A 12283-nucleotide genomic window follows, 5' to 3' on the forward strand; every position below is an offset into this window, starting at 1 on the left:
TCAGGAGCACATGGTGCCGCCCGGCGGCTGCATGCAGCATGCATCGCGGTGCCTCACGTGGCCATCCCAGCGAAGCGTGGGTGATGGCCGCGGCAAATGCACGCAGGGTGCCCGCGGTCATCCGGTCGGAGGCTTAGGGGCCTGCGAGACGCGGCGGCTCTGCTCGCGGCTGATCACCTCGACCTTCGGATCGGTCCACGGGCCCGTGACCCGGTAGGTCTTCGCGCCGATCTGCCCCAGCGGCTTGCGCAGCACGGCGTTCGCGGCGGCGCCGAGCGCAGCGCCCACCGGGCCGCCGGCGATCGCACCGACGGCCGTGAGCAGGTTGCCCGCCTTCGGGTGCACCTGGATGGTCTGGTCGAAGCGCTGCGTGCGCAGGTTGGCTTCGCCGCCGATGTCGATCACGGCGGCGGGACCGTCGATGCGCAGGTCATCGCTGCGCGCCCGGCCGTCGCCGAAACGCACGGTGCCGGCCAGCGTGTTGAACGCGAAACCCTTGGAGAAAAAGTCGCGGAAATCGAGCGTGAGCCGGCGGGGCAATTCCGCCAGGCTCAGCAATCCCAGCACACGGCCCGCGCCCGGCTCGACCTCGAGCAGTCGACCGTCGCGCGCATCGAGCACGAGGCGGCCGTCGAGTGCGCCCAGCGCGAACTGCGCCGGGCCGCCTGGCCATGTCGCCTCGACGACGACGGACCCCTCGCCCCCGCCGAGCCGGCCGCCGAAGCCGAGACCGCTCATGAGCGCACCGAAGTTGTCGCTGGCCAGCGTGGCATCGATGCGCGTGCGTGCGTTCGCGCCACGACCGGTCCAGTCGCCCGTCATCGCAACGCGCTGGTTCGCGTGGGTCGCGTCGAGTGTGTCGATGCGCAGACCCGTCGCCGTGGGCCTAGTGCGCGCACGCGCCCGGCCGAGGCGTGCCTCGGCCACGCGCAGATCGGCGATGTCGAACGCGAGCGGCGGAATTTCACGCGGGTCGATCGCTGCCAGCGCCCCAGTCGGTGAGGGCGCGTTGGTACTCGGCGGGGCTGGCGACGCCGACGTCGCACGCGAGGCCTGCGCAGTCCCGTCGGTCGGCGCACGACTGGCCGCGCTCGCGCTGCGCCAATGCACGCGTTCGAAGCGGCCGGTGATTGGAGCGCCCGGGCCGTCGTCGATTGCCAGCGCACCCTCGAGCGCCGGGCCGTCGACGCGCACGGTCGTCGCGCGGTCGCCGGGGCTCACGGTCACGCGCGTGTCCGCGAACGCACCGCCCAGCAGCATGAGGCGTTGGGCCCGAACATCGATCCGTCGCAACGGCAGCGCAGGCTCGTCCGACGCGGCAGCACCCGAGGCCGCGCCAGAGCGCGTGGCACGCACGAGCGAGATCCAGTCGAGCGCATCAAGCGTCGTGGCCTGCCCGGTCGCGACGAGGCCGTGGGCAGGCGGCGCCTCGTCGACACGCCCGCTTCCCAGCACCACACGCACGCCACTGCGGCCGTCACGCTGACGCACGCGCAGCGCCGCGCGCGTGCCGAGCGCGATCTCCAGGTCACCGCTGCCGAGCGGCAACGGCGCGTCGATCGTCGTCAGAAGCGGCACACCGGCGGGCTTGGAAAGCGGCGCCGGCAACGCGAGCGTCGTACCGACGAGGTTCGATCGCAGCTGCAGGCGCGCGGCGGGCGCAGCCCTGCCTGCGCCCGCCTTGGCCACCGACACGCCGACCCGCCACGGCGAGCGGCCTTCGACGTACGGCTTGAGCCAATCGACGCCATCGGGCACCTGCCCGAGCAGCGCGTCGGCGCGCAGCGTGGCGTCGAGCGTGGCCTCGAATGCCTGCCGAGCGTCGCGCACGTACGGTGCGCCCGCGCGCAGCGCCAGGCGCCCGGGCTGCCCCTCGTGGCGCACGGCAAGCCCGTCGGCGTCGAAGCCGTGTTGGGAGTACACAGCCGTACCGCGCACAGCGTCGAATGCGAGATCCCATCGCCGGTCCGCCAGGCGCGCGCCCTCGAAGCCGACCGTTCCATCGATCGCGACCGGCGCCGCCGCGCGCAGCGGGAGCGTGAGCCCGAACGTGGCTGTGACGGGGCCGTCGGCCGACAGGTTCGCGAAGGTCTCGCGGTGCGCCGGCTCGAGCGGGCTCGTGCGCAGCATCGCGAGCAGCGCGCGCGCATCGGTGCGCGTCTGGGCGTCGACGCGCAGGCGGCCGCCCTTGTAGCGGTCGATGTCGGCATGCAGCGAGGTCACGTCGACGTCGCCGATGCGTGCCTGCCCGTTGATCGAGAACCCGCTGCCGACGAACCGCAGGTCCGCGTTCAGCCGTTCGGCCGCGGGCCAGCCAGGGCGGAATTTCAGGGTCGCATCGGCAACGCGCACCGACGCCTCGAACCGTCCGTTGCGGTCCGCAAACGGCCAGTCGTCGAGGTCGCCCGACACGATCGCGCGGCCCTGCACGATGCGGCCGCCGACGAGGGCGCTGTCGAGCCAGCGCACGAGCGCCGGTGACATCAGGTGACGCACCCAGAAGCCCTTGGCGGTCGGCAGCGAGGCCTCGTCGACCGCGAGTGCCACGTCGATGCGCGGGCGCGTGCCGTCGCCCTGCCAGAGCAGGCCGCCGCGCGCATCCGCGGCATAGCCCTGCCCGTCGATTCGCAAGGCCGGGGTCTCGACACGCCAGCCCGCGCCGTCGCGCCACGCGACGAGGTCACCCCGCAGCGCGACGTCGTGGACCACCCCAAACCCGCGCGGCCAGTCGATCCGCACCGAGGCACCGTCATCGAAGCTCAGTGCCAGGCCGTCGCCACTGCCGCGCATCACGCCTGCGACGCCGTCGAGGCCCGGCGCCTTGCCGATCGGCTCGAAGCCGAACCCTTCCAGCCGCGCACTCGCGCGCAGCGGCGTGCCGTTGCCCCCGGCGAGGTCGATGTCATGCGCGACGGCCCGCGGCCGAGCGGCGCGAAGCCAGCGCCGGAGCGCGGGGTCGATGCGGTCGCTGAGCGTCGCGAGTTCAAGCAGCGGGGCCGCGTCAAGCCGCGCCGCGCGAAGCGCCATGCGTCGCCCGCCTTCCACGCGCAGCCCGTCGAGCGTCTGCTCGTGCTCGGCGCCTCCGAAGCGCAGCGTCGGCGCATGCAGCGCCCAGCCGGCCGCGGTGTGCTGCCAACGTGCGCGCGCCTCGACGCGCGGATAGCGCACCTCAAGGCCCTCGCCGTCGAGCGGCGCCCCGGCAAGCACGACTTCATCAATCGCGGCGTCGAACGTGACGCGCTCGACCCGGTGCGCGCGCAGCTCCGCCCAGGCGCGTGCCCGCCCTGCCCCGCTGCGCACGGTGATGCCGCCCGCGCTCAGAAGATGCGACCACGCACCGAGCGAGACGTTCGACGCGCCGGCATAGACCCGACCGTCGCCGCGGCGCCGGTCAATGTCCAACGCGGCATCGATGGGCTGCGCGTCGGGCGCGGGCCACGCTTTGAGTCCGGCCCGGATACGGTCTCCGTCGACGCGCAGCCGCAGGTCGACGCGCGGCAGATGGGCATTGATTCCGTGGTCCGGCGCGAGGATCGAAAGGCGCCCTCCGATGACCTGCAGTTCGCCCAGGCCCTCGAGGCTCGCGAGCGGATCGGCGTTCGAGGTGGCCTGGCCTGGCAGGCCGCGCACCTTCCAGCGGCCGTCTGCCGCGCGCTCGAGCGTCAGGTCGACGTCGCGCAGGCGCAGCTCCGACAGCGGCGTGCCCGGCAGCAGGCCGGCGTAGAGCGACACGAGCATCTCGGTGTCGCCGACCGGAAACGCGCCTGCGCCTTCCCCGACACGCAGGTTGTCGAGCCGCAGCAGCGGGCCGCGGCGCGTCCATTCGGTTTCGACGTGATCGAACGCGACCGGCCGGCCCGCACGCGCGCTCAGCCAGTGCGCCACGCGCTCGGGGTGCTGTCCCGCAAGCGGCAGCAGCTGGTTTGCCACCGCCAGCACCAGCGCGACGAGGATCAGGGTCGACGCCGCGGCGAGCCAGAGCCCGCGCCGCAGCAGGCGCAGCGTGCGGCGCATCACTGCACGGCGGGCCGGATCAACAGTCCCGTCGATCCGGCAAGCCCATTGCAGCACTCACGACGCCCTGCCGAGATGCCCTGGGGGTGCGCGTCAAAGCAGCACGACATCGAACTGCTCCTGCGCGTACTGCTCATCCGCCTGGAAGCGGATGGACTTGCCGATGAACTCCTCGAGCTCGGCCACGGCAGGTGACTCGTCTTCGGTGATGCGCGTGACGACCTTCGGCGATGCGATCACGAGCAACCGCTGCGCATCGAACTGGCGCACCTGCCGCACGATCTCGCGGAACACTTCGTACGTGATTGTCTCGGCGGTCTTCAGCGTGCCGCGCCCGGCACACTCGTTGCACGGCTCGCTGAGCTGGCGTTCAAGGCTATCGGTCGTGCGCTTGCGCGTCATTTCGACGAGCCCGAGCGGCGAGAAGTCGTAGACGGTCGTCTTCGCATGATCGCGGGCGAGCGCCTTCTCGAGCTGGCGCAGCACTTGCCGCTTGTGCTCGGCGTCGGTCATGTCGATGAAGTCGATGATGATGATGCCGCCCAGATTGCGGAGCCGAAGCTGACGCGCAACCGACTGCGCAGCCTCGAGATTCGTTCTGTAGACGGTTTCCTCAAGATTGCGCTGACCGAGGAATGAACCGGTGTTCACATCGATCGTCGTCATCGCCTCGGTTTGGTCGATGACGAGGTAACCGCCCGACTTCAGCGGCACCTGTTTCTGCAGCGCGCGCTGGATCTCGTCCTCGACGCCGTACAGATCGAAGATCGGACGCGCGCCGGTGTACGGCTCGATCTTTTCGTCGAGGCCCGGCATGTACTGCGCGGCAAACGCCTTGAGCCGGTCGCTGGTTTCACGCGAGTCCACGCGCACTTTCTCGACATCGCGACGCATGAGGTCGCGCACTGCGCGCAGCGGCAGGCTCAGGTCCTCGTAGACACAACTGCCGAGGCGCGCGCTCGCGCATCGCTGCTCGATGAGCGCCCACGCGCGGTTGAGATACGCGGTGTCCTCGGCGAGCGCTTCCTCAGGCTGGCCCTCGGCGTTCGTGCGCACGATGTAGCCGACATTCGCGCCCGCCGGCGCGAGCGCCCCCACGATCGTCTTGAGGCGCGAGCGCTCGGCCTCGTCCTCGATGCGGGCGGACACGCCGATCACGCGCGTGCGCGGCAGCAGCACGAGGTAGCGCGACGGAATGCTCAGCTGCGTCGTCAGCCGCGCACCCTTGCTGCCAATCGGGTCTTTCACGACCTGTACGACGATGTCCTGGCCCTCGCGCAGCAACTCGGCGATCGGGCGCGTCGGCTGCGGCGGCAGCGGTGCTTCATCGCTCTCGCCTTCGGGCACCGGCGCGGGCTTGATGATGTCCGCCGCATGCAAGAACGCCGCGCGCTCCAGCCCGATGTCGACAAACGCGGCCTGCATGCCGGGCATGACCCGCTGCACCTTGCCCTTGTAGATGTTGCCCACCACGCCGCGACGCCAGCCGCGCTCGATGTGCAGCTCCTGCAGCATGCCGTTCTCGACCACGGCCAGGCGCGTCTCGCGCGGCGTGACGTTGACGAGGATCTCTTCGCTCATGGCCCGGCTCCCTGGGCGTCGTCGTGCGCGGCGTCCTGCACGCGCTCGCCGATGCCGCGCGTCATGCGTCCGGCACCGCGGCGTGCGGGCCCAGCCCGGCCGCTCCCAAGAGCTGCGCGGTCTCGTAAAGCGGCAGGCCCATCACGCCCGAGTAACTGCCGGTGAGCCGACGGATGAACGCTTCGGCCGCGCCCTGGATCGCGTACGCGCCGGCCTTGCCTGCGAACTCACCCATTTCCACGTATCGGGCGATCTGCATGTCGTCGAGTGGCGCGAACGTCACCTCCGACACGGACAACGCCTGCGCAGGGGAACCTCGGCCCACGAGCGTCACCGCGGTGATCACATGGTGCGTGCGCCCGGAGAGTTCGGTGAGCATCTCGTGTGCGTCATGCGCGTCGCGCGGTTTGCCGAACACGCGTCCGCCGAGCGCCACCTCCGTATCGGAGCCGATGACGAGCCCTTCGCCCGCGAGCCCGAGCCCGGCCCCTGCCTTCTCATTGGCCACGCGGCGCACGTAGTCGAACACCGGCTCGGCTTCGCCACGGACCTCAGGAACGTCAATGTCGAGCACTTCGAACTCGACGCCCAGACGGGCGAGCAGTTCGCGGCGGCGCGGGGATTTCGAAGCGAGATAGAGCATCGTTGGAAGCATAACCCGCGCTGACTGGGCGGCCATCCAGGCAGCGGCGCTCGACCCCGGCGCGGCTCACGGCCCGTTCACTGCAACGGCCAGACCCTTCCTCGGCATCCATGGAGCGCCCATGCCCCGTTCGACGCTTGCGTTGTCCCGCTTCACCCTCGCCCTTGCCCTCGGAGCCGCCGCGATGAGCACCGTCCACGCGCAGGCGCCCGCCGGCGCCGCGTCCCACACCGCGTCGGCCCAGGGAACGCTGTTGTCGGTGTCGGCCCAAGCGGAAGCGCGCCGCACGCCGGACCTCGCCACAGTGTCGGCCGGCGTCGTCACCGAGGCAGCGGATGCGAACGCGGCGATGCGGGCGAATGCCGAGCGCATGCAGCAGGTCGTCGATGCGATCCGCAAGGCCGGCATCGAGCCGCGCGACGTGCAGACCGGTGGCATCACGCTCAATCCGCAGTACCGCTATGCCGAGAACGCGCCGCCGGCGATCACCGGCTACCAGGCCAGCAACACGGTCAACGTGACCGTGCGCGAGCTTGCCCGTCTCGGAAAGATCCTTGATGCGCTTGTGGCCACGGGTGCCAACCAGATCCACGGCCCGACGTTCGACATCGCCGATCGCGAGCCCGCGCTCGACGAAGCGCGTCGCAATGCGCTGAAGCAGGCCCGTGCACGCGCCGACATGTACGCGCAGTCGCTCGGACTGCAGGTGCGTCGCATCGTCAGCATCAGCGAGGGCGCCCGCATCGACATGCCGGGCCCGATGCCGATGGCCGGCATGCGCATGGAAAAGGCGATGGCCGACACGCCGGTCGCGCCCGGCGAAAACGTACTGACGGCGAACCTCGACGTCGTCTTCGAACTTGGACAATGACCATGAATCTCCCCGACCGCGACGCCCCACCCGCTGCCGATCCACGCCCCGGCCATAACCCCGGCTACGACGAGACACATCCGCGCGATGCCGGCGATGTGCGCGCCGCCGAAGATCGCCTCGATGCGCGCGGCGCGAAGGACGGCCGCCTGCCGAATCCCGACGTCGGCGGACTGACGCGCGACCCGGAAGTCACGCCTGACCCTGCGGACTGACATGTCGGTGGCACGCCCGGCGTCAGTGCCGGGCGTGCGTGCTTGATCGGCGCACCGCTGCTCCCGCGCAAAGCGGCGACAAGCAGTTGCATATCGCTCGCGCGAAATGCGCTTCGTAGCTCGCGTGGGCTTCTCGCTCGATGGCTTAGCGCACGACGTTGCTCCGCGCCGCCAACCTGCGCCTGACGCAGTGTGCAGTGACGCACGGACCCGGCACGATGCCGCGCGTGCCTCCCGCACCGCGCCCCGGCCCCCACGAAAAAAACCTGCAACCAACCCCGCAGCGCGCACTCGCGCGTTCGAGTCCTTACACGACCCGCGGAGGTGTTGCATGGCTCACACGCTGTTCCGACCGACCCAACCGAACCGTCCCCAGCCGCTCGACGCCACGCGCATCGGGGCCGAGACCGGCACCATCGCGATCAACGCAGTGCTGTTGTTGGTGTTGCTCGCCCCGGTGGCGCCGCGCCTCGTCGAACATGCGGCGCCCCGCGATCCCGACGTGATCTTCGTCCGACCCGTCGAGCCGCGGCCCGCGGTCCCGGCGCCGACGCTGCCCGTGACCACGACGCCGCCCAAGGCTGCCGAGGCGTCGAAGCAGCAGCCCCAAAAGGCCGTGGATGCCGCACCGCCGACGGACCTGATCGAGCCCGCGCCCGGCGACATCGCAATCGACCCGCCGATTCTGAATCCGGTCGGCACCGGCGAGCGAATCATCGCGCCCGAACCGTCCGCCGATCCGGGCGCGTCGCTGCAGGCGCTCGCGGCGCCACCGCCGCCCTACCCGCGCGAGGCGATCCGCGATCGTCTCGAGGGCACGGTCGTACTCGACGTGCACGTCGATGCCCACGGGCGCCCGACGAACGTGGAGGTCTTTTCGAGCAGCGGACACCGCGCACTCGACCGCGCCGCCGAGCGACAGGTGCTGCGCGCGTGGCGTTTCCGCCCCGCAATGCAGGACGGCCGCGCCGTGCCAGCGCTGGGTCGCGTGCCGGTGTCGTTCGTGCTCGGCGAATGAGTCCGCGCCGTGCGGAGCTGCCTTGTGCTCCGCACGGCCTGGGGTCCCATCGCGGTTGCCATGGACCGGCGAGTGCGCCGTTTGCGCAGCGCCCTGTTCATGAGTTGCCCATGCTCGCGCTTCCAGACCCGAAACTGCGACGTCGCGCACCGTACAACCGCTGCAGCCGTTCGGAAATCGCGCGGCAGGCTCCTCCGCTGAAAAAACAGTCGCCGACGATGCACTCACGCCTTGTTCGGGTTTGCCTCTCGTGCTCCACCGTCGACTCGCTTTCGCTTTCGCCGCTGCGCTGCTCGCCCTGCCGACGGCCGTGTTCGCCGCCGGCGCGTTCACGTCTCCGAATGCGTACCCGACCGACGCCACGGTCGAGTACGACTCGGTCGACCGCACGGTGCGCGTGCGAGGTCCGATTGGGCCGCGCTTCGAGCCGCAGCTGCGCGCCGTGCTCGCCGCACATCCGGACGCCCAGCGCGTGGACGTCCGCAGCCCCGGCGGGATGCGCCGTCAGGCGCTGCGCGCGGCGGAACTGCTCAACGAACGCCAACTCCCGGTCCGCATCACGGGCCGCTGCGCGAGCGCCTGCGCGCTGCTGTGGGCGGCCGTCGACGCACGCGAGATGACCGCCGGCTCGCGCCTGGGGCTGCATCGCAGCCGCTTGGTCGGGCCGCTCGTGTTTCCGGACGCGATCGCCCAGCAGATCAACGCGCACAACGACCGCGAGACCGATGCCGTGCTGCGCAAGGCGGGCTTTCCCGAACACGTCGTCGTGGCCGGCAGCGCCACGCCATCGAACTCGATGAGCTGGTTTGCCGCCGACGAGCTGCAGCGCGAAGGCGTGCCGTTCGTGCTTCATGCACCGCTGCGTGGCGTGGCTCCGACGATCGTCGCAGTGCAGGCGACCGTCGCTGACGAGCCGTCGGGTGTGACGCAGCAGTAAGCGCTCCGATCGGAAGCCCGTATTCCAGCCGTTGCTTCATCGCGCTGCCAGGCGATCGCTGACCGGACGAACGTTGCCTCGGCTTTAGCGTGCGCGCCTCCCGTGAACGTTCTCAGTGGCTACAGCGGGTGTCCTGCACTGCCGCACTCCACTGCCCGCGGCGCGTCTCGACATCCTTCCTATGGAACGTCCCCGCGTCAGGCGCGGTGGTACGGATGGTTCGCGAGCAGCGCCGCCGCACGATAGAGCTGCTCTGCCGCGACGAGCCGCACCAGCATGTGCGGCAGCGTGAGCGGGCCGAGCGACCAGTGCTCGTCGGCACGCGCGAGCACGTCGGGCGCATGCCCCTCGGGCCCACCGATGAGCAGCGCGAGATCGCGCCCCTGTGTTCTCCAATGCTCAAGCCGCTGCGCGAGCTGCTCCGATGACCACGTTTTGCCGCGCCCGTCGAGCGCCACGACGGTGGCCTGTTTCGGCAATGCGGCCAGCACGCGCGCGCCCTCATCGGCCGTCGCGCGCGCAGCATCCCGCCCCTTTCCGCGCACGCCGGGTTCGATCTCGACCAGGTCGAGCGGCAGCCAGTGCGAGAGGCGTTTGCGGTATTCGCCGAAGCCGTCGGCCACCCAGGCCGGCGCGCGTTCGCCGACGGCGATGAGTCGGGCTTTCATGACGCGATGGTACCGGCGTGCCTTCCGGCTGACACATGCGCGTCATGGCGCAGTTATGCACGCGTCCTAGGGTCGCGGCTTCCCCCAGCCGCTGGAGTCGTACCCTCATGGACACGCTCGACCTCTCCCGCCGCCAGGTGCTCAAGGGCAGCGCCGCTGCCGTCGCGATCGGCACCATTGGCAGCCTGACCGGCCTGCACGCGAACCAGGCGCGCGCCGCGACCGGCGACGCCTCGCGCCTCGCCCCGATCCCGAGCCCCTACGGCCCGCTTTCGCCCGTCGCCGACCGCACCACCGGCCTGCCCCTGCTGCAGTTGCCGCCCGGCTTCAGCTACCAGTCGTTCGGCTGGACGGGCGATGCGATGGCGGACGGCCGCCCCTGCCCTGGCCGCCACGACGGCATGGCGGTGATGGGCAACACCACGCGCGGGCGCGCGCCGTTCGTGCTGCAGGGGCGCGGCCGCGGCGCCGAGCTCGTGCTGATCCGTAATCACGAAGTGGGCGCGGGCACGCCGATCCAGGCGCCCGGCATGTACGACACCGGCGACCTCGGCGGCGGCCGCTTAGCCGGCGGTGGCACCACCACGCTGTACTGGCGCGACGGCGAGTTCCGCGCGATGGAAGCCAGCCTTGGCGGCACGCTCGTGAACTGCGCGGGCGGCCTCACGCCTTGGGGCACCTGGTTGACCTGCGAAGAGATCAAGACCGATCTCGTTTCAAGCACGGGCCGCAAGCACGGCTATGTGTTCGAAGTGCACCCCGACGCGGAACGCACCACCGGCCGCCCGCTCGTCGCGCTCGGCCGTTTCAGCCACGAAGCCGTCGCGATCGACCCGCACACCGGCGTCGTCTACCTGACCGAGGACGACCGCAACAAGTCCGGCCTCTATCGCTTCATCCCGAACGACCGCGTCGGCCGCCCCGGCTCGCTCGAAAACGGCGGCCGCTTGCAGGCCGCGCGCGTGCGTGGACGTCCGAACGCCGACCTCACGGTGGCGACGATCGGCATGGAAGTCGCGCTCGAGTGGGTCGACATCGCCGATCCCGATCTCGGCCCGATCCCGTCAGGCGGCGCCGTGCCGGACGTATCGCCCACCGACACGCTCAGCGGCCCGTTCGCGCAGGCCTGGGCCGACGGTGCGTTGCGCATGGCACGCGGCGAAGGCATCTGGTACTCAAACGGCAAGATGTTCATCGTCGACACCGCGACCGGCGTGGACGCGACCGGCCGCAAGGGCCGCGGCAACGGCGCTGTGTGGGTGCTCGACGTGCGTACGCAGCGCATGCACGCGCTGTTCGTGAGCGGCAACCAGCTCGCGGCGCACAACCCGGACAACGTCACCGTGAGCCCGCGCGGCGGCGTGGTGCTCTGCGAAGACGGCGGCGAGAGCCCCGACCAGTACGGCCCGGGTTCGCGCCTCATCGGCCTCACGCGCAGCGGCGAATCGTTCTGGCTCGCCAAGAACAACATCGCGCTGACGAACACCGAGATCGCTCGCGCGGGCAAGACGGTGGCCGAGGGCGACTACCGCAGCAACGAGTTCTGCGGCGCGTGCTGGGATCCGTTTGGCCGCACGCTGTTCGTCAATGTGCAGACGCCAGGCGTCACGCTCGCGATCACGGGCCCTTGGTTGCACGGACCGCTGTAAGCAACCCCGCGTCTCCGCCACGGACGGCGGGGCACGCGGAGCGCACGCGGCCAACGCGTTGCGCGGACTACAAAAAACGGCGCCCTCGGGCGCCGTTTCCGTTCATGCCTCAGCACGATGCGTCGACTCAGCGGCGAGCGTCGTCCGCGTCGTTGTCGGCATCGCCATCGAATTCGAACTCGTCGGTCTCGCCGTCGAGATCCTCATCGTCGCCGTCGTCGAACGAGGCACGCGCTTCGCGGCCACGGCTGTCGTCGCCGTACTCGTCCATGTCCTCCGGCGGCTGGTCGCCGACGGTCCACAGCCGCTCGAGCGCATAGAACTCACGCACGCGGGGCAGCATGACGTGGACGATGACGTCGCCGAGGTCGACAAGCACCCATTCGGCTTCGCGCTCGCCTTCGACACCGAGCGGCATCACGTCGAGGTTCTTCGCGAACTTCACGACTTCGTCCGCGATCGACTTGACGTGCCGCGTCGACGTGCCCGAGGCGATCACCATGTAGTCGGTGACGCTGCTCTTGCCGCGCACATCGATCTCGACGATGTCCTTCGCCTTGAGGTTGTCCACGGCGCCGTGCACGGTGCGGAGCAACTCGTCGAGCGAGGGCGGCGGACTCGGCATCCGGGTCTTGATGACGTGGGCTTGGCTGGTCAAGGGCGGGCTCGTGCGTGGTTGATGTTAAA

9 protein-coding genes and 1 pseudogene are annotated in these 12283 nt (G+C 70.6%); 5 read left to right on the forward strand and 5 right to left on the reverse strand.

Annotated features, from left to right (window positions below; all coding sequences use genetic code 11):
• Nucleotides 1–117 precede the first annotated feature (117 nt).
• From IE075_RS05540 to IE075_RS05550, 3 genes are all read right to left on the reverse strand, one after another.
• Nucleotides 118–4014 (reverse strand): YhdP family protein, encoded by a 3897-nt coding sequence (locus tag IE075_RS05540; RefSeq protein WP_189454060.1) that lies wholly within the window; start codon nucleotides 4012–4014, stop codon nucleotides 118–120.
• 93 nt (nucleotides 4015–4107) lie between these two features.
• Nucleotides 4108–5595, reverse strand: coding sequence for a ribonuclease G (gene rng / locus IE075_RS05545; protein WP_189454062.1), 1488 nt, complete (start codon nucleotides 5593–5595; stop codon nucleotides 4108–4110).
• 61 nt (nucleotides 5596–5656) lie between these two features.
• The gene (locus IE075_RS05550) at nucleotides 5657–6238 is read right to left on the reverse strand and encodes a Maf family protein (RefSeq protein ID WP_189454064.1); all 582 of its coding nucleotides are present in this window, start codon (nucleotides 6236–6238) and stop codon (nucleotides 5657–5659) included.
• A 121-nt stretch (nucleotides 6239–6359) separates the two neighbouring features.
• On the opposite strand from IE075_RS05550, the gene IE075_RS05555 reads away from it, so the two are divergent.
• The 4 genes from IE075_RS05555 (at nucleotide 6360) to IE075_RS05570 (ending at nucleotide 9279) form a co-directional block, all read left to right on the forward strand.
• Nucleotides 6360–7109: an SIMPL domain-containing protein gene (locus IE075_RS05555; RefSeq protein ID WP_189454066.1), complete on the forward strand. Its 750-nt coding sequence runs from the start codon at nucleotides 6360–6362 to the stop codon at nucleotides 7107–7109.
• Nucleotides 7106–7324, forward strand: a complete 219-nt coding sequence (locus IE075_RS05560; RefSeq protein ID WP_229792330.1) for a hypothetical protein — start codon at nucleotides 7106–7108, stop codon at nucleotides 7322–7324. The genes IE075_RS05555 and IE075_RS05560 overlap by 4 nt, the downstream gene beginning before the upstream one ends.
• Before the next feature lie 331 nt (nucleotides 7325–7655).
• Nucleotides 7656–8342, forward strand: coding sequence for an energy transducer TonB (locus IE075_RS05565; RefSeq protein WP_229792331.1), 687 nt, complete (start codon nucleotides 7656–7658; stop codon nucleotides 8340–8342).
• 250 nt (nucleotides 8343–8592) lie between these two features.
• Nucleotides 8593–9279 carry a hypothetical protein gene (locus IE075_RS05570; protein ID WP_189454070.1) on the forward strand — a complete coding sequence of 229 codons (687 nt, stop codon included), beginning with the start codon at nucleotides 8593–8595 and terminating at the stop codon, nucleotides 9277–9279.
• A 197-nt stretch (nucleotides 9280–9476) separates the two neighbouring features.
• Here IE075_RS05570 and rlmH read toward each other — a convergent pair whose 3' ends face one another.
• A complete protein-coding gene (rlmH, locus tag IE075_RS05575) occupies nucleotides 9477–9947 on the reverse strand; it encodes a 23S rRNA (pseudouridine(1915)-N(3))-methyltransferase RlmH (RefSeq protein WP_189454072.1) in 471 nt (156 codons plus the stop codon).
• A 107-nt stretch (nucleotides 9948–10054) separates the two neighbouring features.
• On the opposite strand from rlmH, the gene IE075_RS05580 reads away from it, so the two are divergent.
• Nucleotides 10055–11596: an alkaline phosphatase PhoX gene (locus IE075_RS05580; RefSeq protein ID WP_189454075.1), complete on the forward strand. Its 1542-nt coding sequence runs from the start codon at nucleotides 10055–10057 to the stop codon at nucleotides 11594–11596.
• Between the two features lie 262 nt (nucleotides 11597–11858).
• Here the strand turns inward: IE075_RS05580 and rsfS are convergent.
• A pseudogene (rsfS, locus tag IE075_RS05585) lies at nucleotides 11859–12254 on the reverse strand (ribosome silencing factor); the annotation flags it as partial.
• Between the last annotated feature and the right edge of the window lie 29 nt (nucleotides 12255–12283).

The sequence above is a fragment of the Cognatilysobacter bugurensis genome (assembly GCF_014652095.1).
Classification (GTDB): Bacteria; Pseudomonadota; Gammaproteobacteria; order Xanthomonadales; family Xanthomonadaceae; genus Cognatilysobacter; species Cognatilysobacter bugurensis.